Source organism: Salmonella enterica subsp. arizonae (genome assembly GCF_008692845.1).
Taxonomy (GTDB): Bacteria; Pseudomonadota; Gammaproteobacteria; order Enterobacterales; family Enterobacteriaceae; genus Salmonella; species Salmonella arizonae.
In genome coordinates this window covers 48,379-71,068 of record NZ_VXJW01000001.1, presented here as the reverse complement: position 1 = coordinate 71,068, position 22,690 = coordinate 48,379, and the positions used below count along the sequence as shown (strand labels likewise).

Genomic DNA, 22,690 nt, shown 5'->3' with positions numbered 1-22,690 from the left:
GCTTGATGAATAAAACATCAATTATCGCTTGCACGCTTGCGACCATACTGTATACAACACCAGGCATATCATTTGCTATTGCCATTGATACCAAGGACGCAGGTCGCAACACGTATAACTATGATTTATCCTTATGGTCAATCCCCACTAACGTCGGCGGAATATCGTGGTTTGATGACCATGGTCTTTACAAACTAAGCACACTAGACGAAACGGGTACAGCAAGGGTCACCCTGACCATCAACGGCACGCCGATAGGCACCGCATCGGATGGTTCCACCGTTTACGCGACGAACAACCCAGGGATAGGTATTGCTTACAACCTTAACTATTCCACGCCGACAATCACTACCCCGCAAAATGACAGCGTTGCACCTTATGAATTCGTCTTCGATAATGGCTACTATGCGTCTGGCTATCTTCACGTCAAATATACCATCGTGCGTCTGACCGACCAGATTCCTTCCGGGCAAATAACCACGGCCCCCGTGGTTACCGTAAATTACTTTAATGAACCTGCACGAACGGACTATCCGGATATCTCTTTTACCGCGCTTTCCGGCACCGTCACCAAACAGCCAGTCATAACTGCATGTAGCATTAACGCCCCTACCGAAGTCAAGTTGCCGACACTTTATGGCAATAACTTATCCAACGGCGCGCAGGGTGTAACCGACGTCCCTACGATCACATTAACGAACTGTCCAGGTGCAAGAAACGGCATCTCCTACAACTTATCCGCTGTTTATGGCACCCATCAGGCCAGTAATGCCGAGCTAAAGACCGTTACTGGCGAAGGTTATGCCCGAAATGTGTATATACAGGTACAAAATGATGACGGCACCGCGCATATCGTTAATGGTGACATTCCTCTTAGTGATTACATCGGGTCTGGTAACTACACCATCCCGAAGTTTAAAGTGGCGTATTACATTGATGACGTCAATAACGTCACCGCTGGCAATGTCAAATCGGCGATAGAAGTAAAACTCGCTTATAACTAATCTGAAGGATCCAACATGAAAACTATCCATGGAAGAAAAACCGCGTTGTTATTACTGGCTGGTGGCATGCTATTCCCTGCACTCAGTCAAGCTGGAAATACCGTTATCGACATTACCGGGAAGGTGGTTGCGTCTCCCTGTGTTATCAACAGCGGCGAACCGACTCTGGCAGTCAATATTGGCAATGATATACAGGCCGATAGCCTGTCTACCGCCGGTAGCGCATCCGCATGGAAGGATTTTACCCTTAAGGTTTCCAACTGCCCGAGCTCAACCACCAGCTTTAACGTGACGTTTTCCGGAACGCCCGACACCGACGCTAATTATTATAGAAATACTGGTGACGCAACGAATTTAGCAGTGGAGCTTGCCACGACAAATGACAAAACCAGCCTGAAAAATGGCACAGCGCTAAACAATCTTATCATTGACACCAGTACGCGTGGATACGACCTGTTGATGAGCGCCCGTGCGGTTTCTAAAGGCAACGTCATGCCAGGCTCTATCGCCAGCCAGGTTCAACTTACATTTACTTATCAGTAATTCAGGGGAACGTTATGGCGTATCGGGTTAAACAGCGTATTCCTGTACTGGCGGTTTTACTGTCGCTTACTGTTTGCGGTCTTGTGCATGGGGCGGACATTAATCTTAGTGGTATCGTGATAGCTTCAGCCTGCACCATTGACACAGCAACGCAAAGTCAAAAAGTGACGTTTGACCAGGCCAGAGCAACCGATTATCAAACGCCCGGTGCAAGTGGGGAATGGCAGGATTTCAGCCTGACGCTATCATCCTGTCCAACCTCAACCAGTAGCGTTACTGCGACATTCAGTGGCGATCCTGACAGTGATGATCCAACAAAATTCGCTAACACTCAGGGAGACGCTGCCGGAATGGCGCTGCAAATCATGTCACGGGATCACCTCACGGAGATTCGACCTGCGGGTACGTTTACGGTAAATGTAGACGGTGCCAGTCACCGTGCTGAATTTCCACTATCAGCGCGGATGTATGCTCCAACAGGAGAAGTGACAGCAGGAAGTTTTTACACTGTCGTGCAGTTCACCTTCACTTACCAGTAAGTATTTCGAAGAAAAAAGGAATAAAAAACCTCCGGCATAGCCGGAGGTTTTTATTTTCATGCACGTGCCGGTATCATACCTTTTTAAAGATTAATGAACCGTTGGTACCGCCAAAGCCAAAGGAGTTACACAGAGCGTACTCCAGTTCTTTTACCTGGCGCGCTTCGTGCGGTACGAAGTCCAGATCGCAACCTTCATCCGGGATATCCAGGTTAATGGTCGGCGGAATGGCCCTATCGCGCAGCGCCAGAATAGAGAAAATAGACTCTACTGCGCCTGCGGCACCCAACAGATGGCCGGTCATCGATTTAGTCGAGCTCACCATCACACGGCTTGCGGCATCGCCAAAGACCGACTTAACAGCCTGCGCCTCGGCTTTATCGCCCGCTGGTGTCGACGTGCCGTGCGCGTTGACGTAGCCAATCTGAGCAGGCTCAATAGCAGCATCACGCAACGCGTTAACCATTGCCTGTGCAGCGCCTGCGCCATCTTCCGGCGGTGACGTCATATGGTAAGCATCGCTGCTCATACCAAAGCCCACGATTTCAGCATAAATTTTCGCACCACGCGCTTTTGCATGTTCGTACTCTTCGAGCACCAACATACCGGCGCCGTCGCCCAATACAAAACCATCGCGTTCTTTATCCCACGGGCGGCTGGCTGCCTGCGGGTTATCGTTGCGGGTAGACAGCGCGCGCGCTGCGCCAAAACCGCCTACGCCCAGCGGCGTACTGGCTTTTTCAGCACCACCCGCCACCATCGCGTCCGCATCGCCATAAGCGATGATACGCGCGGCGTGACCGATGTTATGCACGCCCGAAGTACAGGCAGTCGCAATAGAGATGCTTGGCCCACGCAGGCCATACATGATAGTCAGATGGCCTGCTACCATGTTAACAATCGTCGACGGGACGAAGAACGGGCTGATCTTACGCGGTCCGCCTTTTACCAGCGAACTGTGGTTTTCTTCGATCAGACCGAGACCACCGATACCGGAGCCGATAGCGGCGCCAATACGGGTTGCGTTCTCTTCCGTCACTTCAAGGCCAGAATCCTGCATGGCCTGGACGCCAGCGACAATTCCATATTGAATGAAGGCATCCATCTTGCGCTGTTCTTTGCGCGAGATAATGTCATCACAATTAAAATCCTTTACTAAGCCAGCAAATTTCGTTGCATAGGCGCTAGTATCGAAATGGTCGATCAGGCTGATGCCACTCTGACCGGCAAGGAGAGCTTTCCAGGTAGACTCTACGGTATTGCCGACAGGAGACAACATGCCCAGTCCGGTCACAACTACACGACGCTTAGACACGGTTGTCCTCCAGGGAGGGAAAATGATTCTAGTGGGACAAAAAGATAAAACTCAGGCGGTCGAATGACCGCCTGGAGATGTTCACTTACGCCTGGTGGCCGTTGATGTAATCAATGGCAGCCTGAACGGTGGTGATTTTCTCAGCTTCTTCGTCCGGAATCTCAGTATCAAACTCTTCTTCCAGAGCCATTACCAGCTCAACGGTGTCAAGAGAATCTGCGCCCAGGTCTTCAACGAAAGAAGCATTGTTGGTAACTTCTTCCTGCTTAACGCCCAGCTGTTCGCCGATAATTTTCTTAACGCGTTCTTCGATAGTGCTCATACTCTTAAATTTCCTATCAAAACTCGCTTTCGCGATGGTTTTCGTAGTGTATAAAATGTTGAAAAATTTGCAACTAAATCCCGGCAAGTCTTACCACGATTTTACGTTATTTTGCGGCTTTTCACCCAAATAACGCAAATTTTTTTATCATGATTAAACCATGTACATTCCGCCGTTGACATGCAGAGTCTCACCAGTGATGTAACTCGCTTCGTCAGAGGCTAAAAATGCAACCGCGCTGGCGATTTCCTGAGCGCCGCCGAGGCGACCTGCAGGCACCTGCGCCAGGATACCCGCACGCTGATCGTCAGACAGCGCACGCGTCATGTCCGTTTCAATAAAACCCGGAGCCACAACATTGACAGTAATACCACGGGACGCAACTTCGCGCGCCAGTGATTTACTGAAACCGATCAGGCCCGCTTTCGCCGCAGCGTAGTTTGCCTGACCTGCATTTCCCATGGTACCAACCACAGAACCAATAGTGATAATACGACCACAACGCTTTTTCATCATAGCGCGCATTACCGCTTTTGACAGGCGGAAAACAGATGATAAATTGGTTTCTATAATATCGTTCCACTCATCATCTTTCATTCGCATCAATAGATTATCACGAGTAATACCGGCATTATTAACCAGGATATCCACTTCACCAAATTCTGCGCGAATATTTTCCAGAACAGATTCAATAGATGCAGGATCGGTCACATTCAACATCAGACCTTTCCCGTTAGCACCTAAATAGTCGCTAATGTTCTTCGCACCATTTTCACTGGTTGCAGTCCCGATAACTCTCGCGCCGCGGGCAACGAGAGTCTCTGCAATTGCGCGGCCTATGCCACGGCTTGCACCAGTCACCAGCGCAATCTTTCCTTCAAAGCTCATGGTTTTCCTCTTTTATTGCGTAAGTGCCGCAGACAGCGCCGCCGACTCGTTCAGCGCCGACGCTGTCAGGGTGTCGACAATACGTTTCGTCAGACCAGTGAGGACTTTACCTGGACCCACTTCATAAAGATGTTTAACGCCCTGCGCCGCGATAAATTCCACGCTCTTCGTCCACTGTACCGGATTGTACAACTGGCGAACCAGCGCATCGCGGATAGCGGCAGCATCGGTTTCACATTTCACATCAACGTTGTTCACTACTGGCACCGTTGGCGCGCTAAAGGTAATTTTGGCTAATTCAACCGCCAGCTTATCAGCCGCTGGTTTCATCAGCGCGCAGTGCGACGGCACGCTCACCGGCAACGGCAACGCGCGTTTCGCTCCAGCGGCTTTACAGGCTGCGCCCGCGCGTTCTACCGCTTCTTTATGCCCAGCGATAACCACCTGCCCCGGCGAGTTGAAGTTAACCGGAGAAACGACTTGCCCTTCGGCAGACTCTTCACAGGCTTTGGCGATAGAGGCATCATCCAGACCGATGATCGCAGACATGCCGCCGGTGCCTTCCGGAACCGCTTCTTGCATGAATTTACCACGCATTTCCACCAGACGAACGGCATCAGCAAAATTGATGACGCCAGCGCAGACCAAGGCGGAATATTCGCCCAGGCTGTGACCCGCCATTAATGCTGGCATTTTACCGCCCTGCTGCTGCCAAACGCGCCAAAGCGCTACGGACGCGGTTAATAACGCCGGCTGCGTCTGCCAGGTTTTATTCAGTTCTTCCGCCGGACCTTGCTGGGTGAGCGCCCACAGATCATATCCCAGAGCCGCAGAGGCTTCAGCAAACGTTTCTTCTACGATAGGGTAATTTGCCGCCATCTCGGCCAGCATCCCAACGCTTTGGGAACCCTGACCGGGGAACACAAATGCAAATTGCGTCATGTTTAAATCCTTATACTAAAAACGAATCAGCGCGGAGCCCCAGGTGAATCCACCCCCGAAGGCTTCAAGCAATACCAACTGACCAGCTTTAATTCGCCCGTCACGCACGGCTTCATCCAGTGCGCACGGTACAGAAGCCGCTGAGGTATTGCCATGTCTGTCCAGCGTGACGACGACATTGTCCATCGACATGCCGAGTTTTTTCGCTGTCGCGCTAATGATACGCAGGTTAGCCTGATGCGGCACCAGCCAGTCGAGTTCTGAGCGATCCAGGTTATTGGCCGCCAGCGTCTCATCGACAATATGCGCCAGCTCAGTGACCGCCACTTTAAAGACTTCATTACCCGCCATCGTCAGGTAAATCGGGTTATCCGGATTTACGCGATCGGCATTCGGTAGGGTCAGTAATTCACCGTAACGGCCATCGGCATGAAGATGGGTAGAGATAATACCCGGTTCTTCAGAAGCGCTCAGTACGACCGCGCCTGCGCCATCGCCGAAAATAATGATCGTACCGCGATCGCTGGGATCGCAGGTGCGAGCTAATACATCGGAACCGACAACCAGCGCGTGATTAACCGCGCCGGATTTAACATACTGGTCGGCAATGCTTAACGCATAGGTGAAACCTGCGCATGCTGCCGCGACATCAAACGCCGGGCAACCTTTAATACCGAGCATACTTTGAATCTGACATGCCGCGCTTGGAAATGCATGCGTTGCTGATGTGGTAGCCACCACAATCAAGCCAATTTGGTCTTTATCGATTCCCGCCATCTCAAGCGCGCGATTCGCAGCGGTAAAGCCCATCGTCGCGACGGTTTCATTTGGCGCGGCGATATGGCGTTCACGAATACCTGTACGAGTGACAATCCACTCGTCAGAGGTTTCAACCATTTTTTCCAGATCGGCGTTAGTCCGCACTTGTTCGGGCAGATAGCTGCCAGTACCAATAATCTTCGTATACATGTACGCTCAGTCACTTTTCGGTTATATACCGTCACCTGTAAATGTCTGGCACGCTGGCGGCGCCGGGTACACAGCGAAATTATCTGTGCGCCCGCAGGTTTACGCTTTTGCCATCGTCCAGCGATTCAAATCCGGCTGGGTATACAGATTCCAGGCGAGCGGCAATTCGCTGAGGAACTTGTCGCTGCACCGCCTGCACTGCCTGTTCAATCGCGACTGCAAATGCTCGCTGATTGGCCGCACCATGACTTTTAATCACCGTGCCGCGCAATCCTAACAGACAGGCGCCATTATACTGGTCGGGGTTGAGGTGACTGAATCGCCTCATCAGGCTTTTTTGTAACCAACGTTTTAATAACAGCAGCCACCACGACCGTTTTTTCCCTTCGCCCTGTGATTTCAGCAGTGAAAGGAACATTCTGACAACACCTTCCATCGTTTTAAGTGTGACGTTGCCTGTAAAGCCGTCACACACCAGTACATCGGTTTTTCCCGTCAGTAACTCATTCGCCTCAAGGTAGCCGATGTAGTTGATGGATGGGACCGTTTTTAGCGTTAAAGAGGCTTCACGAATACTGTCGAGGCCTTTGGTTTCTTCTTCCCCGATATTGAGCAACGCCACCCGGGGATTTTTGATCCCGACGACCTCTTCCGCCAAAACGGCGCCCATCACAGCAAACTGTACCAACATGGTACTGTCGCAATCGACGTTGGCCCCCAAATCAAGCACTACTGTTTTGCCCTTGTGCTGGTGTGGTAATACCGTCACCAGCGCCGGACGCTCAATCCCCTCAAGGGGCTTGAGCAATAATTTCGCCAGCCCCATTAACGCCCCGGTATTACCAGCGCTAACACAAGCTTCGGCTCGACCTTCTTTCACAAGCTCCAGGGCCACACGCATAGATGTCCCGCGACTGGCGCGGATCGCCTGCGAAGGCCGGGCATCACTGGCAATAACTGACTGCGCAGGGATAATCTGCAGACGCGAACGTTGTTCAAAGTCAGCTTTGGCAAGTAATGGCGTGATAATATCGGGATTCCCGACTAAAAGAAGAGTGAGCTGCGAATTAGCGTTCAGTGCCTGCAATGCTGCAGGCACCGTCACGGAAGGACCAAAATCGCCCCCCATGACATCTAACGCCAGGGTTAGACGTGTCAAAGTATCGTCGCTGCCTGGTTCGGCCTTTCTCCGCTTGCGCGGAGAAATCCTCACTAAGCTATATCACGCTTGTACTCTTCGACTTTTACACTACAGGCGCGCCTGTGATGCAAAAGGCATCGAGTATCGCGCGATTACTTAGCGATGACCTTACGGCCGCGGTAGTAACCGTCGGCAGTGATGTGGTGACGCAGATGTTTTTCACCAGAAGTTTTGTCTACAGACAGGCTGGTGACTGCGGTCAGAGCGTCATGAGAACGACGCATACCACGTTTGGAACGAGTTGGTTTATTCTGTTGTACGGCCATGGACCTTACTCCTCAATTACGGTTTATCCCTGCGTCCGCGGGGAAGACCTATTACTTACGCTTTAAGCTGGCTAATACGGCAAATGGATTTGGCTTTTGCGCTTCATCAGGCAATTCGCCAAAGACCATGTCCGCTTCGGACACTTCACAGTGTTCAGAATCATGCACCGGAACTACCGGCAAGGTAAGGATGATTTCATCTTCAACCATTGCAAGCAGATCGATTTCGCCGAAGTCGTTTACCTCAATCGGCTCATACGCTTCCGGCAGTGCTTCAGCCTGCTCGTCGGAACGGACAGGGCTAAAACAATACGTTATGTGAACCTGATGAGTAAACGGTTTCCCGCAACGCTGGCATTCTAGCGATACCGTAACCACCGCATCGCCGGTTAAAACGGCGAGACGTTGGTTATCGATAGCGAACGACATAGAGCATTCCACATCACTGTCCACACTGACTACGGATTCGGCAACGCGCTCGACCTGATCGGGGGTATAGATACCCTGGTAATCAAGGCGTTTTTGAGCGGTACGAACCGGATCAAGCGTCAGGGGTAATTTTACCTTTTGCATAGGGCGCGCATATTAACTTCGTAATGTCATATAGTCAAAGAAAAAGGCAGCCTGCGGTTGCCTTTTGCCAATAATTCGCACACATTGCGGGTTACAGACTTATTTTCGCTCAAGACAAGTCAAAATGACAGGCTTGAAGGACGAAGAGCATAGTTTAAGATGGCTCTCATCATTACGCTATATCTGAGGGAAAAAATATGCCCCGTCTCATCCTTGCGTCGACCTCTCCCTGGCGTCGCGCACTGCTGGAAAAACTGACGATTCCTTTCGAATGCGCCGCGCCGGAGGTTGATGAAACCCCCATCCAGGGCGAAGCGCCGCGTCAGTTGGTGTTACGTCTGGCGCAGGCTAAAGCGCAATCGCTCGCCCACCGTTATCCAGCGCACCTGATTATTGGCTCCGATCAAATTTGTGTTCTTGATGGTGAGATAACCGGCAAACCATTAACAGAAGAAAATGCGCGCCAGCAGTTACTCAAAGCCCGTGGCAATATTGTGACGTTTTACACCGGACTGGCGCTGTATAATTCTGCAACCGGACATTTACAAACTGAAGTTGAGCCGTTTGACGTTCATTTTCGTCATTTAAGCGAAACAGAAATTGAAGATTATGTACGCAAAGAGCGCCCGCTACATTGCGCAGGTAGTTTTAAAAGCGAAGGTTTGGGCATTGCCCTATTTGAGCGTTTAGAGGGCCGCGATCCGAATACGCTAATCGGATTACCGCTTATTGCCCTATGCCAGATGCTCAGACGGGAAGAGATGAACCCGCTTAACGCATAGCCGGATAAGCGTTGTAGACCGGATAAGCGGCAAACAGCGCCATCCGGTCTACAAACACGTCAGGCAGGATTACGTAACACCTGTAAACACCGTTTAAGCTGGTCATCCATCGGCGCTTCAATGCGCAATACGTCCCCCGTCCCCGGGTGGGTGAATTTCAGCGCGGCGGCGTGAAGAAACAGACGCGATAATCCCGTACCTGCCAGTTGCTTATCAAATTCCCGATCGCCGTAGCGATCGTCAAACGCAATAGGATGACCGACATATTGGGTGTGCACGCGAATCTGATGTGTACGGCCCGTTACCGGGCTACAGCGCACCAGCGTGGCGAACGCAAAGCGCTCTTCCACCTTAAAACGAGTTTCTGACGGTTTGCCTTCCTGACTCACCCGTACAATGCGCTCGCCGCTTTGCAGAATGTTTTTTAATAACGGCGCCTGCACAGTTTTCACGTGCGATTGCCACTGACCGCGCACCAGCGCCAGATAATCTTTTTGCATTCCCTTCTCGCGCAGTTGCTCATGCAGCGAACGTAACGCGGAGCGCTTTTTCGCCACCAGCAGCACGCCAGAGGTATCGCGGTCGAGACGATGCACCAGTTCCAGAAATCTCGCTTCCGGGCGCAAAGCCCGTAGCCCTTCGATTACGCCGAAACTTAACCCGCTTCCGCCGTGTACAGCGGTGCCGGAAGGCTTATTCAGCACCAGAATGTGATCATCTTCATACAAAATGACGTCAGCCAACGCCGCCACTTTTTGCAAATGCGGCGACACGGCCTCTTCTTCGCGTTCAGCGACGCGAACCGGCGGAATACGGACTTCATCGCCCGCTTCCAGTTTGTATTCCGGTTTGATGCGTTTTTTATTCACCCGCACCTCGCCTTTACGCAAGATACGATAAATCATACTTTTTGGTACCCCTTTCAGTTGGGTGCGCAAAAAGTTATCAATGCGTTGCCCCGCTTCGTCAGCGGCGATGGCAACAATTTTTACGGATGGCGTTTCTGTTTTCATGGGGGGCGATTCTAAATAGCCTGTGAGATTCGCGCCACACATTTTTCTATGCTTATAGAGACGTCTACGCTAGTGGATGAACATTTTTCAGCGCGGTTTTGTTGGTTATTAACGCGATCTCACCGCACTGGTGAAAAAACTGTGAGTAAGCGGGTGATAAATGGCAAAAGTCATCTTGCTATAACAAGGTTAGCAGTGGAATAATGATGCGGTTTCCGCACCGAAACTTGTTAAAACAAAAAGTTTAGCGGAATAACCCATTTTGCCTGACCGATCATCAACGCAGCAATGGCGTAAGACGTATTGATTTTTCAGGCAGTTAGCGGGCTGCGGGTTGCAGTCCTTACCGGTAGATAGGATCTTCTCTGGAGAGTAATACCCAGGCTGCTTCCCTGATAATTGCGCTGTGTTTCCGTATGAAATACAGGCAACCGACACTCTGCGCCTCTTTGAGCTGACGATAACCGTGAGGTTGGCGACGCGAAATAGTCACGAGGCCATCGGTTCATGCCCGGTAAGGCGTCACCATGCCCGCAGCTTAGTCGTCAACGTAAGAATAATGAGTAAGTTACGATGAAAAGAATGTTAATCAACGCGACTCAGCAGGAAGAGTTGCGCGTCGCCCTTGTAGATGGGCAGCGTCTGTACGATCTGGATATAGAAAGCCCCGGACACGAGCAGAAAAAAGCGAACATCTATAAAGGCAAAATTACCCGTATTGAACCGAGCCTGGAAGCGGCTTTTGTTGATTACGGCGCAGAACGCCACGGTTTCCTCCCGTTAAAAGAAATTGCCCGCGAATATTTCCCCGCTAACTACAGCGCACATGGTCGCCCAAACATCAAAGACGTGTTACGCGAAGGCCAGGAAGTTATTGTTCAAATCGATAAAGAAGAACGCGGCAATAAAGGCGCGGCGTTAACCACCTTTATCAGCCTGGCGGGTAGCTATCTGGTTCTGATGCCGAATAACCCGCGCGCGGGCGGTATTTCCCGTCGCATCGAAGGCGACGATCGTACCGAGTTAAAAGAGGCATTGGCCAGTCTGGAACTCCCTGAAGGGATGGGGCTTATCGTACGTACCGCGGGCGTTGGAAAATCCGCCGACGCGTTGCAGTGGGATTTAAGCTTCCGCCTGAAACACTGGGAAGCGATTCAGAAAGCCGCTGAAAGCCGCCCTGCGCCGTTCCTGATCCACCAGGAAAGCAATGTTATCGTTCGCGCCTTCCGCGACTATCTGCGTCAGGATATCGGTGAAATTCTTATCGATAACCCGAAAGTACTCGAACTGGCGCGTCAGCATATCGCCGCGCTGGGCCGTCCAGACTTTAGCAGCAAAATTAAGCTGTACACCGGTGAAATCCCGTTGTTCAGCCATTATCAGATTGAATCGCAAATCGAGTCGGCTTTCCAGCGTGAAGTGCGCCTGCCGTCCGGCGGCTCCATCGTGATTGACAGCACCGAAGCGTTAACCGCCATCGATATCAACTCCGCCCGCGCGACTCGCGGCGGCGATATTGAAGAAACCGCATTCAACACTAACCTCGAAGCGGCCGACGAGATTGCCCGCCAACTGCGTCTGCGCGATCTGGGCGGCCTGATCGTTATCGACTTTATCGATATGACGCCAGTGCGTCACCAGCGCGCGGTAGAAAACCGTCTGCGTGAAGCGGTGCGTCAGGACAGAGCGCGCATTCAGATCAGCCATATTTCCCGCTTCGGCCTGCTGGAAATGTCACGCCAGCGCCTGAGCCCGTCGCTGGGTGAATCCAGCCATCACGTATGCCCACGCTGTAGCGGTACCGGCACCGTGCGCGATAACGAGTCCCTGTCGCTGTCTATTCTGCGCCTGATTGAAGAAGAAGCGCTGAAAGAAAATACGCAGGAAGTTCATGCCATTGTTCCGGTGCCGATCGCCTCTTACCTGCTTAATGAAAAACGCACGGCAGTTAACGCTATAGAGACGCGTCAGGATGGCGTGCGCTGTGTAATCGTCCCGAACGATCAGATGGAAACGCCGCACTATTCCGTGCTGCGTGTACGTAAAGGGGAAGAAACGCCGACCCTGAGCTACATGCTGCCGAAACTGCACGAAGAAGCGATGGCGCTGCCTTCTGAAGAAGAGTACGCCGAGCGTAAACGTCCGGAACAGCCTGCGCTGGCGACGTTTGCCATGCCGGAGGTCCCTCCGGCGCCGACGCCTGCCGAACCAACGGTCAACGTCGCCACGGCGAAAAATGCTAATGTTGCTGCCGCACAGCCTGCCCAACCAGGACTGTTTAGCCGCTTCCTTAACGCTCTGAAACAACTGTTCAGCGGTGATGAAGAGACGAAAACCGTCGAAAAAGCCGCGCCGAAAGTGGAAGAAAAACCGGAACGCCAGCAGGATCGTCGCAAGCCGCGGCAGAACAACCGTCGCGATCGCAATGAACGCCGTGACACCCGTGATAACCGTGCCGAGCGTGATGGCAGCGAAAGCCGTGACGATAATCGTCGTAACCGTCGCCAGGCGCAGCAGCAAAATGCGGAAACGCGTGATACCCGTCAACAAGAAACGACGGAAAAAGTCAAAACCAGCGATGAGCAGCAACAGACGCCGCGTCGCGAACGCAACCGTCGCCGTAATGATGAGAAGCGCCAGGCGCAGCAGGAAGTAAAAGCGCTCAACCGCGAAGAGCAACCAGTTCAGGAGACCGAACAAGAAGAGCGCGTTCAGCAAGTTCAGCCGCGCCGCAAGCAGCGCCAACTTAATCAGAAAGTCCGCTTTACCAACAGCGCGACGGTTGAAACGGTTGACACACCGGTCGTCATCGATGAACCGCGTCCGGTTGAAAACGTTGAACAGCCCGTTCCGGCGCCGCGTACCGAACTGGCGAAAGTCGATTTACCGGTCGTTGCCGACATTGCGCCGGAGCAGGACGATACCGTAGAACCTCGCGATAATACCGGAATGCCGCGTCGCTCCCGCCGTTCTCCACGCCATCTGCGCGTAAGCGGTCAGCGCCGTCGTCGCTATCGTGACGAACGCTATCCGACACAATCGCCGATGCCGTTAACTGTCGCCTGCGCGTCGCCGGAAATGGCGTCTGGTAAAGTCTGGATCCGCTATCCGATTGTGCGTCCTCAGGAAACGCAAGTTGAAGAGCAGCGCGAACCGGAGCTGGCGCTACCACAACCTGTCGTCGCTGAGCCGCAGGTTATTGCGGCGGCCGAGGCGTTCGAACCAGAAACGCCGGTACAGGAAGTAGAAAACGAAAGCGTTGCCGTTGAGCCGCAGGTCGCCGCCGAATCTCAGGCACCTGAGGCCGTCGACTTCGAGACAACGCATCCGGAAGTGATTGCCGCACCGGTTGATGAACAGCCGCAACTGATTGCCGAAAGCGATACGCCGATCGCGCAAGCGGTTATTGCTGATGCAGAACCGGTAGCAGAAACCGCCGATACGTCTATCACGGTTACTGAAAGCGTGGCTGATGTTGTCGTTGTCGAACCAGAAGAAGAGACAAAAACGGAAGCGACTGTTGTGGAGCACACGGCAGAAGAAACCGTTATCGCACCAGTCCAGGCAGATGAAAAGACGGAGGACGTTGTCTGCGTTGACGATCATAACCACGCCAGCGCGCCGATGACGCGTGCGCCAGCGCCGGAATATGTGCCTGAAGCCCCGCACCATAGCGACTGGCAGCGTCCTACCTTCCACTTTGAAGGTAAAGGCGCCGCAGGCGGACACAGCGCCACACGTCACGCCAGCGCCCCGGCGGCACGACCACAGCCGGTAGAATGATGTAACCGCTGATAAAAAGCCGACCGCCAGGTCGGCTTTTTTTATCCCCCCCACAGGGCGGCGCATCACTCCCATGGTGTTTTTGAGTAACCTCAGAGCGCTTATGAAATCGGCTGGATAATAAACCTTACGGATGGCATCGCTACGGGCGCGACAATACGACGACTAAAAAAATGCCCGCGCCGGGGTGGATGGCGCGGGCAGACAAAACATATCCAGTTTCATGATATGTTTCAAAAAGAGACATTACCGGTTCAACTGGAAAAGCGACATTCCCTGCATATCGGTAAACGTTTTATAGGAAGCCTGTAATGCCGCCTGTTGCATTACGTAGGAGGAGATGACCGAGTTCCAGTCAACATCCACCAGATTGCTCATCTGTAGCTTCTGTCCCAGCGCGCGGTCGCTTCCCAGCGCATCCAGCGTACTGAGTTCGCCCAGTTGCGTCCCCAGTTCCGCACGAACGGTCAGGACATTATTAAGCGAGTTTTTTAAGCCGCGATTCGTCTTATCAATGGCGGCGGCAGCTTTTTCTTTTTCCACATCATTGCCTTCCACCGGGGTGTTGAGCGCTGCAATCGCCGTATCGAGCATGACAAACAAATTCTTTTCAGAGTCCGTGCCATCAGGTTCCGGCACTGCATTGCTGGTAAGGCTATTAAAAATTTGCGCTCCCGTATGGCCAATCACCATCGTGCGTGCGGAATCCACCTGCTGGGTAACACTTTTCTCACCACCATGGTAATTCCCCGTCGCCTGATCGAAAGGTGCCGCTTCCGTTTTATACCCGGCGAAGATATAACGGCCATTTCCGTCAGTACTGTTTGCCAGGTTCATCAACTGATCGCGGATACCCTGTAAGTCCGTCGCCAGCGAAGCACGGTCATCATCGCTTAACGTGCCGTTTCCGGCATAGACGATTTTTTCCTGCGCGGTTTGAATCGCTGTCGTCACCTGACTGAGTACGCTTTCTTCCAGCGACACTTTTTGGGTGGCAAAAGTACGCGCCAGGGCGTACTGGCTATTCTGCGCCTGCGCCTGGGAGAGCACCACCGCCTGCGACGCGGCGATCGGATCGTCAGATGGGTTGGTAACGCGCTTACCGCTGGACATCTGCTCGCCCAGCTTCATCCATTCAGCCTGAGAGTTAGTGATGCCGCTCATATTTTGTTCATACATCATCTGGGTACTGATACGCATGTTATTCTTCTCCCTTAGCGAATACTCAGTAACGCATCAAACAGCGTGTTCGCGGTCTGTAATACTTGCGCATTCGCCAGATAATACTGCTGATAACGCTGCAAATTGCCGTACTCTTCGTCGAGGTTAACGCCGGAAACCGACTGTTGCTGCTTATAAAGCTGTTTCACCACATTCGCCTGCGTGGTGCTGCTGGTTTTCAGCGTTGAAGTTTTATTACCCACATCGCTGACCAGCGTGGCGTAGGCATCGTTAAAGGTTTTGTTGCCACCCACTACGTTGCTGTTTTGTAAGTCCAACAGCGCCTGGCCGTTGCGGTTATCGCTGTCGCCGGTATCCACATCAGGATCGAGTTTTGACTCGGCAGCCATCGCAATCTCAGCTTCATTCGTCACTTTAACTTTCATGTCGACGATAGCATTACTGACCGGCTTCAGAAGGAAACTGTCGTTCTTCTGTGCGCCGGTGCCCACCGTCACTTTCAGACCGTCAATCTCCAGTTTTCCGTCAACATCTTTTGTCGCCGTGAAGGTGGTGTTATCCGCCAGGCGAGTAACCTGCCAGTCTGTACCGTCAAAAACAATCTGATAATCCGTCGCCTGAACCTTTGTGCTGTCGACCACCTCAGCGGTTAACGATACCGTTTTATCCGCATTATTACTGTTGCTATAGACCACCGGCGAGCCAATGCCAAAGAAGTCTTTCCCTTTATTGCCGTCAGCGTCATAACCTTTTGTATGCTGCGCGTTGAATGCATCGGCAAACGCCAGCGCCAACTGGCCCAGTGTATTACGCGTCTGATCCAGATCCTGAGAACGGAAGGTCAGTAGCCCGCCGAGCGAGCCAGTATTCAGCAACTTTTCCGGAATTTCGATGTTACCTGCGGCCTCATCGACATAAGCGACAGTCGTTCGCGTCGGATCGGCGCTGGAGGGTACCGCCGCCAACTGACGCGCCGTCGCCCCTTGCACCAGCGTATAGCCATTGGCCATCGTCAGGTTATAGGTGCCGCCATCCTGTACGCTCACCTCGACGCCAACGATCTTGTTAAGCTCGCTGACCAACTGGTCACGTTGATCGAGCAGGTCGTTCGGCGATGCGCCCGCGCCTACGCCTGTCAAACGGGAGATTTGGTCGTTCAGGTTAGCGATCTGCTTAGCGTAATTGTTGATTTGCGCCACACTGGAGCCAATCGCGATATTAACCTGCTTATCCTGATCGCGCAGATACTGATCGGTGGTTTTGAACTGGTTTACCAGCCCTTCCGCTTTACCAATCAACGCCTGACGCGCCGCAGGATCTTCCGCGTTACTGACTAACGTTTGCAGACTGGTAAAAAAGCTCTGCAACGAGCCAGACAGCGAGCTGGATTTATCGGCCAGCAGGTTATCGATTTTCGACATTTGTTCATAGCGAGTGGTCAATCCACTGCTCTGGTTTTGCGCGCCACGTAGCTGATTGGTGATAAACGCATCATATTCGCGCTGTACGCCTGAAACGTAAACGCCATTACCTATCCAGCCGCCGGCCCCTAACGTACTGTTTGCCTGCGCCAGAATAGTTGTCTGCCGGGTATAACCCGCAACGTTATAATTGTTGATGTTATTACTGACCGTATTTAACGCGGACTGCGCGGCGTTAAGTCCGCTCATGGCGTGATTAATCAAGCTGGACATGATGGTTCCTTTTAATCCTTCAATACTCGTTGTTATCGGCAGCTACGACGTGGACTTGAGCAATTTAAAAGAGATTATCAAGATTCGCGCTGTAGGTTTTGCTGACCTTTTCACTCATCGCTTTCAGTTGCTGGATCATGCTGGTTAATTTACGCGCATAGTGGGGGTCGGTGGCGTATCCGGCGTTTTGCAGGGCGACGGCGCCCTGCTCCGCCGTGGCGGCGGTGGTCACGGCGGCGTAGCGTGGGTTACGCGTTAGCAGCTCGACATAATCCGATAACGCCTCCAGATACGAGTTATAAACGCGGAATTTCGCTTTCACTTTTTTCGCTTCGCCGTTTTCGTATTCGGTGGTGGTGATTTCCGTCACCGGTCCTTTCCAACTGGCGGTGGCTTTCACGCCAAACACGTTATAACTAGGTTCGCCATTTTCCCGCAGGATTTGCCGCTGTCCCCAGCCGGACTCCAGCGCCGCCTGCGCCAGAATAAGATGATGCGGCACCCCGCTTTGTTCGCTGGCCAGCCGCGCCGGGAGCGAAAGCCGGGCCAGAAAATCTTTACTGTCGCCGGAGAGCGGTTCGTCGCTGCTGTCCGGCGTTTTCGGCATCGCCTTACGCACCAATTGGGTCAGCGCCTGATTTTGATAGCTGTTTACCGTTTCCAGTGAGAATTTGAGCGGTACTTGCGGCGCGTCATCCGCAGGCATCGACTGCCCGCTGGTCATCTGTTTAACCATCATATCCGCCAGCCCCAGCCCCTTGCCGGCAGTCATCTGCTGGGCGATCTGCTGGTCATACATGCTGGTATAAAGACGCGTCTGATCGCTACTGAATAAGCCATCTTTGGGTAAAGCCTCGCGCATACTTTTCAGCATCATCTGGACAAACATCCCTTCCACCTGACGAGCCACCGGTCGGATATTCGCCGCCGGGTCCTGGCCCGCTTTCGCTTTCAGTTCGTTCAGAGATTGCGCATCCCAGGCCGCGCTGGCCAGCAATTTACCGTCACCGATCATCAGATAATTTCCAGTTTGGCGCGTAAACAGCCTGCGCTTTGCATGGACTGCAAAATCGACATCAGATCCATCGGCGTCGCGCCGAGCGCATTAAGCGCGCGCACTACGCTGTTCAGATTGGCGCTGGAACGAACGCTTTGTAGCGATCCGCCGCTCTGGCGCAAATCTATCTGAGTCTGTGGCGTCACCACGGTCTGGCCACCGCCAAATGGCGTATTAGGCTGATTAACGTTGAGCTGACGGTTGACCGTCACTGACAAATTGCCCTGTGCCACCGCGCAGCTATCCAGCGTCACCTCCCGATTCATGACTACCGAACCGGTACGCGAGTTGATCACGACTTTTGCATCCTGCGGCGTCACGTTGACTTCCATATTTTGAATGTCCGCCAGAAAACGCACCTGCGAGCTGTTGCCGCTGGGCACGCGTACTTGTACCGTTCGCGCATCAAGCGCAGTGGCGCTGCCGTAACCACGGGCGCGGTTGATGGCGTCGGTAATTTGCTGCGCCATCGTAAAATCTTCGTCGTTCAATTGCAGATTAATAGTGTTGCCAGCGCCGAACTGGCTTGGCAGTTCACGTTCGATAATCGCGCCATTAGTGATACGTCCGCCGTTAAGCTGGTTAACCTGCACACTACTGCCGCCTGCGGAAGCGCCCGCGCCGCCGACCAGAATATTTCCCTGCGCCAGAGCATATACCTGGCTGTCCACCCCTTTTAATGGCGTCATTAACAACGTTCCGCCACGCAGACTTTTGGCGTTCCCCATGGAGGAAACGACGACATCGATCGTTTGTCCCTGTCGCGCAAAAGGCGGATACGACGCCGTCACCATCACCGCCGCCACGTTTTTCAACTGCATGTTGGTGCCGGTGGGGACCGTAATCCCCAGTTGTGACAGCATGTTATTCAGCGTCTGGGTAGTAAATGGCGTCTGAGTCGTCTGGTCGCCCGTACCGTCCAGCCCAACCACCAGCCCATAGCCGATCAGCGAGTTTTCCCGCACGCCCTGGACACTGGTCAGATCCCGGATACGTTCGGCATGCGCCAGAGTGGCAACCAGTGCCAGAACGATTCCTGCAAGAGCTTTAAACACATACACCTCGCTTACATCGGCGACAAGTTAAGGAAGAAACGTTGCAGCCAGCCCATATTTTGCGCTTCGTTTATATAGCCGTTCCCGACATATTCAATCCGCGCATCCGCTACCTGTGTCGAGGGTACGGAGTTGCTGCCGCTGATAGTGCGTGGATTGACCACGCCGGAGAAGCGGATGAATTCCGTTCCCTGATTAATCGCGATCTGTTTTTCACCCACGACGTGTAAATTACCATTGGCCAGAACCTGATCGACGGTCACGGTCAGCGTGCCGCTAAAGGTATTGCTGGCATTCGCGCCGCCTTTACCGTTAAACGAGTTGCCGCCGGAGGCCTCCATATCCGCGCGGGAATTGCCGAATAGTCCCTGCAGATAACGCGGTACCGTATCAAACCCAAAGCTGGTTTTGCCGTCGCGGCTGGCGTTTGCCGACGAACTTTTACTGGCGCTGACATTTTCCTGTAACACAATCGTTAGCGTATCGCCGATATTACGTGGTCGACGATCTTCAAAAAGCGGCTGATAGCCATAATTAATCGGCTGTGCTGACTGAAATATGGAGCCATTCGCTACCGGCACCGGACCCGGTATCGGCTGCGCTGTGGTCGCTCCCTGCACAAGCGGTTTGGAGGGTATCCAGGCACATCCTGTCAGCGTCGCGACCACCAGGGCCATTAATGGGTAAGCGTGAAGCGCGTATTTTTGCATTACCTTCATCTTCAAAATCAGGGAGCCGGTGGCGACTTCACCCCACCGGCAGCCCCTTAGAGTTGCGTCAGTTTCTGCAGCATCTGATCGGTCGTCGACACTGCTTTACTGTTAATTTCATAGGCGCGTTGAACCTGAATCATATTCACCAGCTCTTCCGCCACGTTAACGTTAGACGTTTCGACATACCCTTGATACAACAGCCCCGCGCCGTTGAGCCCCGGCGTGCTTTCGTTCGGCGCGCCGGATGATTGCGTTTCGATATAAAGGTTCTCGCCAATGCTTTCCAGCCCGGTGTCGTTCATAAAGGTGGTCAGATTGAGCTGCCCGACCTGAACCGGCGCGGCCTGCCCCTGCTGGGTCACGCTTACCACGCCGTCGCGGCCAATCGTAATGCTTAACGCGTTGGCCGGAATGGTGATCGCAGGCTGAACCTGAAAACCGCCCGCCGTCACCAGTTGGCCGTTCTGGTCCACTTGGAAAGAGCCATCGCGGGTATAGGCTGACGTACCGTCCGGCAGCATAACCTGGAAAAAGCCCTGCCCTTTAATCGCCACATCTTTACTGTTGTTGGTCTGCGACAGATTACCCTGACTGTGCAGACGCTCCGTGGCGACCGGACGCACACCAGTACCGATTTGCAGCCCGGAAGGCAGTGTCGTCTGCTCGGACGACTGCGCGCCCGGCTGGCGGATGGTCTGATACAACAGATCTTCAAATACCGCGCGCTGACGCTTAAAACCATTGGTGCTGACGTTTGCCAGGTTATTGGCAATCACATCCATATTGGTTTGCTGCGCGTCCAGGCCGGTTTTGGCGATCCATAATGAACTGATCATAAAATGTCCTGTATTAACTCATCGACAGCAGTTGGTTAGCTCGCCCTTCGTTTTCATCAACGCTGGTGATAACCTTCATCTGCATTTCAAAACGGCGCGCGTTAGCGATCATGTCGGTCATGGCTTCGACCGGCTTGACGTTACTGCCTTCCAGCACGCCCGACATAATGCGAATCGACGGATCGGCGGCCAGTACCGCGCCGCGCGAAGCCTGTGCGTCGGCGGTGAGGCGGAATAAACCGTCATCGCCGCGCTGTACCTCATGGCCTTCCGCTTTAACCAGCTTCAGTTGCCCAACGGGCGCCACCGTATTCGGCGGGTCGCCTGGGTTGAGCGCAGAGATCGTGCCGTCTGCCGCAATGGTGATTACCGCCCCTTCAGGAACGGTAATCGGGCCGCCTTCGCCGATAACCGGATGCCCCTGAATGGTTAACTGTCCGGTCGGGCCCACCTGGATATTCCCGTTACGGGTATATCCTTCAGCGCCATCCGCAGCTTGCACTACCAGCCAGCCATCCTGCTGTAGAGCTACATCCAGCGGGCGGGAGGTATAGTCCAACTGGCCAGGGGTCATATCCGCCCCTGGCGTCGATGCCGTAACCAGCGTGCGCGTCGCTAAAGAGAGACCATCAACGGGCACCGCGCGTAGCGCATTGAGCTGCGCGCGAAAGCCTGGAGTCGAGGCGTTAGCCAGGTTGCTGGCCGTTACCGCCTGCTGGTTAAGCGTCTGGCTGGCCGCCCCCATGGCGGTATAAATTGCGTGATCCATTAAGCTATCCCGTCAGGCGCTTAGCGCAGGTTAACCAGTGTATTGAGGATCTGGTCCTGAGTTTTGATAGTCTGCGCATTCGACTGATAGTTACGCTGCGCGACGATCATATTCACCAGCTCTTTACTCAAATCCACGTTAGAAGCTTCCAGAGCGCCGTTCGTCAGCTTACCGAAGTTGCCGGAACCGGCGGTTCCCAGCAGCGCTACCCCGGAGGCCTGCGTCGCCGCCCAGACGTTATCGCCCTGGGATGCCAGACCTTCGTTATTGGCGAAGTTAGCCAGCACAATCTGCCCCAGCACCTGTTCCTGCTCGTTGGAGTAGTTACCTACCACAGTGCCGTCATTGTTAATCTGGTAGCTCACCAGGTCGCCAGGCTTATAGCCGTTCTGATTGGTGGCGACGATATTGTTAGCTCCGGTATTCTGCTGCATGGAGTTAAGGAAGTTCAGCGAGAACGTGGCCGCCGTCGCGCCATTAATCGTACCGGTGGTGATGTTCACCGTACCACCAGACTCCAGAATCCCGTTTTCATTGAATTTCAGCGTAGTGGACGCCGCCGTTGGCGCCGTGGCTGTCGGATCGCTGCTATCATGGGTGTACACGGCCCATTCATTATCTTTGGTTTTAACAAAATAGACGTTCATGTCATGGGCATTACCCTGGCTGTCATAAACAGTAACTGTCCCTTTTTTGTTGTACGAATCGGCATCCGCAGGGTTAAAGGCTTTCGTCGGCACAGGGTCCGTCGAATTTAGGTTTACCTGCATTGACGCGGTGGTGGTCGATTTTGCCGCCATCAGCGTGTTCGGAATGGTGATCGGCGCGGGATTCGCACCCTGCTGAATGGTCGGCGGTGTACCGGTGGCTGGATAGCCTGTCAACTGCATCCCCTGCATATTGACCAGATTACGGTTCTCGTCCAGTTTGAACTGGCCGTTGCGGCTATAGAAAACGGAACCGTTGCTGTCTACCAGGCGGAAAAAACCGTTCTGGCTAATCGCAACGTCCAGCCCGCGACCGGTGTTCGTTGTCGTACCGTCGGTAAAATCCTGGGTAATCCCCGCCACTTTTACGCCCAGCCCCACTTTTGAACCGGCGAACATATCGGCAAACGATGCCGTGCCAGATTTAAAGCCATAGGTGGCGGAGTTGGCGATGTTATTACCGATAACATCAAGGTTGGTGGCCGCAGCGTTCAGGCCGCTAACCGCTTGAGAAAAAGACATGACTGACTCCTGATA

At 53.3% G+C, this 22,690-nt stretch carries 22 protein-coding genes; 5 read left to right on the top strand and 17 right to left on the bottom strand.

The window, feature by feature from the left end:
- The first annotated feature begins 5 nt into the window (after nt 1-5).
- The 3 genes from F4V61_RS00385 to F4V61_RS00375 are packed head-to-tail and all read left to right on the top strand — an operon-like array spanning nt 6 to nt 2,086.
- The gene (locus F4V61_RS00385; protein WP_080161052.1) at nt 6-1,004 is read left to right on the top strand and encodes a fimbrial protein; all 999 of its coding nucleotides are present in this window, start codon (nt 6-8) and stop codon (nt 1,002-1,004) included.
- A 15-nt stretch (nt 1,005-1,019) separates the two neighbouring features.
- Nucleotides 1,020-1,547 carry a fimbrial protein gene (locus tag F4V61_RS00380; protein ID WP_000848751.1) on the top strand — a complete coding sequence of 176 codons (528 nt, stop codon included), beginning with the start codon at nt 1,020-1,022 and terminating at the stop codon, nt 1,545-1,547.
- Between the two features lie 14 nt (nt 1,548-1,561).
- Nucleotides 1,562-2,086: a fimbrial protein gene (locus F4V61_RS00375; RefSeq protein ID WP_000331639.1), complete on the top strand. Its 525-nt coding sequence runs from the start codon at nt 1,562-1,564 to the stop codon at nt 2,084-2,086.
- Nucleotides 2,087-2,159: 73 nt separating this feature from the next.
- Here the strand turns inward: F4V61_RS00375 and fabF are convergent, their stop codons facing one another.
- The 8 genes from fabF to yceD all read right to left on the bottom strand — a co-directional run bounded on the left by fabF (nt 2,160) and on the right by yceD (nt 8,562).
- Complete coding sequence (gene fabF, locus F4V61_RS00370) at nt 2,160-3,401, bottom strand: beta-ketoacyl-ACP synthase II (protein ID WP_058345814.1); 1,242 nt, start codon at nt 3,399-3,401, stop codon at nt 2,160-2,162.
- 85 nt (nt 3,402-3,486) lie between these two features.
- Nucleotides 3,487-3,723 (bottom strand): acyl carrier protein, encoded by a 237-nt coding sequence (gene acpP / locus F4V61_RS00365; protein WP_000103754.1) that lies wholly within the window; start codon nt 3,721-3,723, stop codon nt 3,487-3,489.
- Between the two features lie 153 nt (nt 3,724-3,876).
- On the bottom strand, nt 3,877-4,611 hold the full coding sequence (gene fabG / locus F4V61_RS00360; protein ID WP_000007240.1) for a 3-oxoacyl-ACP reductase FabG: 735 nt from the start codon (nt 4,609-4,611) through the stop codon (nt 3,877-3,879).
- Nucleotides 4,612-4,623: 12 nt separating this feature from the next.
- Nucleotides 4,624-5,553 carry an ACP S-malonyltransferase gene (fabD, locus tag F4V61_RS00355; RefSeq protein ID WP_000191344.1) on the bottom strand — a complete coding sequence of 310 codons (930 nt, stop codon included), beginning with the start codon at nt 5,551-5,553 and terminating at the stop codon, nt 4,624-4,626.
- Between the two features lie 15 nt (nt 5,554-5,568).
- Entirely contained in the window at nt 5,569-6,522 is a 954-nt protein-coding gene (gene fabH, locus F4V61_RS00350; RefSeq protein ID WP_038396180.1) for a beta-ketoacyl-ACP synthase III, read from the bottom strand.
- Nucleotides 6,523-6,601: 79 nt separating this feature from the next.
- Nucleotides 6,602-7,681 carry a phosphate acyltransferase PlsX gene (plsX, locus tag F4V61_RS00345; RefSeq protein WP_071820908.1) on the bottom strand — a complete coding sequence of 360 codons (1,080 nt, stop codon included), beginning with the start codon at nt 7,679-7,681 and terminating at the stop codon, nt 6,602-6,604.
- Nucleotides 7,682-7,815: 134 nt separating this feature from the next.
- Nucleotides 7,816-7,989, bottom strand: coding sequence for a 50S ribosomal protein L32 (gene rpmF / locus F4V61_RS00340; protein ID WP_000290727.1), 174 nt, complete (start codon nt 7,987-7,989; stop codon nt 7,816-7,818).
- Nucleotides 7,990-8,040: 51 nt separating this feature from the next.
- On the bottom strand, nt 8,041-8,562 hold the full coding sequence (yceD, locus tag F4V61_RS00335; protein WP_038396181.1) for a 23S rRNA accumulation protein YceD: 522 nt from the start codon (nt 8,560-8,562) through the stop codon (nt 8,041-8,043).
- Between the two features lie 197 nt (nt 8,563-8,759).
- Here yceD and F4V61_RS00330 point away from each other — a divergent pair, with 197 nt between their 5' ends.
- Nucleotides 8,760-9,344, top strand: coding sequence for a Maf family protein (locus tag F4V61_RS00330; protein WP_001137611.1), 585 nt, complete (start codon nt 8,760-8,762; stop codon nt 9,342-9,344).
- A gap of 59 nt (nt 9,345-9,403) precedes the next feature.
- Here the strand turns inward: F4V61_RS00330 and rluC are convergent, their stop codons facing one another.
- Nucleotides 9,404-10,357, bottom strand: coding sequence for a 23S rRNA pseudouridine(955/2504/2580) synthase RluC (rluC, locus tag F4V61_RS00325; protein ID WP_038396182.1), 954 nt, complete (start codon nt 10,355-10,357; stop codon nt 9,404-9,406).
- Nucleotides 10,358-10,930: 573 nt separating this feature from the next.
- Between rluC and rne the strand changes: the two genes are divergently transcribed.
- Complete coding sequence (gene rne / locus F4V61_RS00320; protein ID WP_038396183.1) at nt 10,931-14,140, top strand: ribonuclease E; 3,210 nt, start codon at nt 10,931-10,933, stop codon at nt 14,138-14,140.
- Between the two features lie 246 nt (nt 14,141-14,386).
- Here rne and flgL read toward each other — a convergent pair whose 3' ends face one another.
- From flgL to flgE, 8 genes are all read right to left on the bottom strand, one after another.
- Complete coding sequence (gene flgL, locus F4V61_RS00315; protein WP_079799196.1) at nt 14,387-15,340, bottom strand: flagellar hook-associated protein FlgL; 954 nt, start codon at nt 15,338-15,340, stop codon at nt 14,387-14,389.
- Between the two features lie 14 nt (nt 15,341-15,354).
- Nucleotides 15,355-17,016 carry a flagellar hook-associated protein FlgK gene (gene flgK, locus F4V61_RS00310; protein ID WP_000096428.1) on the bottom strand — a complete coding sequence of 554 codons (1,662 nt, stop codon included), beginning with the start codon at nt 17,014-17,016 and terminating at the stop codon, nt 15,355-15,357.
- A gap of 64 nt (nt 17,017-17,080) precedes the next feature.
- A complete protein-coding gene (gene flgJ, locus F4V61_RS00305; protein WP_000578691.1) occupies nt 17,081-18,031 on the bottom strand; it encodes a flagellar assembly peptidoglycan hydrolase FlgJ in 951 nt (316 codons plus the stop codon).
- Nucleotides 18,031-19,128, bottom strand: a complete 1,098-nt coding sequence (locus F4V61_RS00300) for a flagellar basal body P-ring protein FlgI (protein WP_000471455.1) — start codon at nt 19,126-19,128, stop codon at nt 18,031-18,033. Before F4V61_RS00300 ends, flgJ begins: the two co-directional genes overlap by 1 nt.
- Nucleotides 19,129-19,139: 11 nt before the next feature.
- A complete protein-coding gene (flgH, locus tag F4V61_RS00295; RefSeq protein ID WP_001174894.1) occupies nt 19,140-19,838 on the bottom strand; it encodes a flagellar basal body L-ring protein FlgH in 699 nt (232 codons plus the stop codon).
- Nucleotides 19,839-19,894: 56 nt separating this feature from the next.
- Nucleotides 19,895-20,677 (bottom strand): flagellar basal-body rod protein FlgG, encoded by a 783-nt coding sequence (gene flgG / locus F4V61_RS00290; protein ID WP_000625851.1) that lies wholly within the window; start codon nt 20,675-20,677, stop codon nt 19,895-19,897.
- A 13-nt stretch (nt 20,678-20,690) separates the two neighbouring features.
- A complete protein-coding gene (locus F4V61_RS00285) occupies nt 20,691-21,446 on the bottom strand; it encodes a flagellar basal body rod protein FlgF (RefSeq protein ID WP_038396185.1) in 756 nt (251 codons plus the stop codon).
- A gap of 20 nt (nt 21,447-21,466) precedes the next feature.
- Nucleotides 21,467-22,675: a flagellar hook protein FlgE gene (gene flgE, locus F4V61_RS00280; RefSeq protein WP_000010571.1), complete on the bottom strand. Its 1,209-nt coding sequence runs from the start codon at nt 22,673-22,675 to the stop codon at nt 21,467-21,469.
- Nucleotides 22,676-22,690: the final 15 nt, after the last annotated feature.

Bases quoted from the DNA above. Each gene is read 5' to 3' on its own strand.
- F4V61_RS00285 (WP_038396185.1), bottom strand. From the start codon at position 21,446: ATGGATCACGCAATTTATACCGCCATGGGGGCGGCCAGCCAGACGCTT.
- fabD (WP_000191344.1), bottom strand. From the start codon at position 5,553: ATGACGCAATTTGCATTTGTGTTCCCCGGTCAGGGTTCCCAAAGCGTT.
- F4V61_RS00330 (WP_001137611.1), top strand. From the start codon at position 8,760: ATGCCCCGTCTCATCCTTGCGTCGACCTCTCCCTGGCGTCGCGCACTG.
- acpP (WP_000103754.1), bottom strand. From the start codon at position 3,723: ATGAGCACTATCGAAGAACGCGTTAAGAAAATTATCGGCGAACAGCTG.
- flgG (WP_000625851.1), bottom strand. From the start codon at position 20,677: ATGATCAGTTCATTATGGATCGCCAAAACCGGCCTGGACGCGCAGCAA.
- flgH (WP_001174894.1), bottom strand. From the start codon at position 19,838: ATGCAAAAATACGCGCTTCACGCTTACCCATTAATGGCCCTGGTGGTC.
- fabH (WP_038396180.1), bottom strand. From the start codon at position 6,522: ATGTATACGAAGATTATTGGTACTGGCAGCTATCTGCCCGAACAAGTG.
- flgK (WP_000096428.1), bottom strand. From the start codon at position 17,016: ATGTCCAGCTTGATTAATCACGCCATGAGCGGACTTAACGCCGCGCAG.
- fabG (WP_000007240.1), bottom strand. From the start codon at position 4,611: ATGAGCTTTGAAGGAAAGATTGCGCTGGTGACTGGTGCAAGCCGTGGC.
- rpmF (WP_000290727.1), bottom strand. From the start codon at position 7,989: ATGGCCGTACAACAGAATAAACCAACTCGTTCCAAACGTGGTATGCGT.
- flgE (WP_000010571.1), bottom strand. From the start codon at position 22,675: ATGTCTTTTTCTCAAGCGGTTAGCGGCCTGAACGCTGCGGCCACCAAC.
- flgL (WP_079799196.1), bottom strand. From the start codon at position 15,340: ATGCGTATCAGTACCCAGATGATGTATGAACAAAATATGAGCGGCATC.
- rne (WP_038396183.1), top strand. From the start codon at position 10,931: ATGAAAAGAATGTTAATCAACGCGACTCAGCAGGAAGAGTTGCGCGTC.
- F4V61_RS00385 (WP_080161052.1), top strand. From the start codon at position 6: ATGAATAAAACATCAATTATCGCTTGCACGCTTGCGACCATACTGTAT.
- yceD (WP_038396181.1), bottom strand. From the start codon at position 8,562: ATGCAAAAGGTAAAATTACCCCTGACGCTTGATCCGGTTCGTACCGCT.
- F4V61_RS00380 (WP_000848751.1), top strand. From the start codon at position 1,020: ATGAAAACTATCCATGGAAGAAAAACCGCGTTGTTATTACTGGCTGGT.
- flgJ (WP_000578691.1), bottom strand. From the start codon at position 18,031: ATGATCGGTGACGGTAAATTGCTGGCCAGCGCGGCCTGGGATGCGCAA.
- rluC (WP_038396182.1), bottom strand. From the start codon at position 10,357: ATGAAAACAGAAACGCCATCCGTAAAAATTGTTGCCATCGCCGCTGAC.
- F4V61_RS00375 (WP_000331639.1), top strand. From the start codon at position 1,562: ATGGCGTATCGGGTTAAACAGCGTATTCCTGTACTGGCGGTTTTACTG.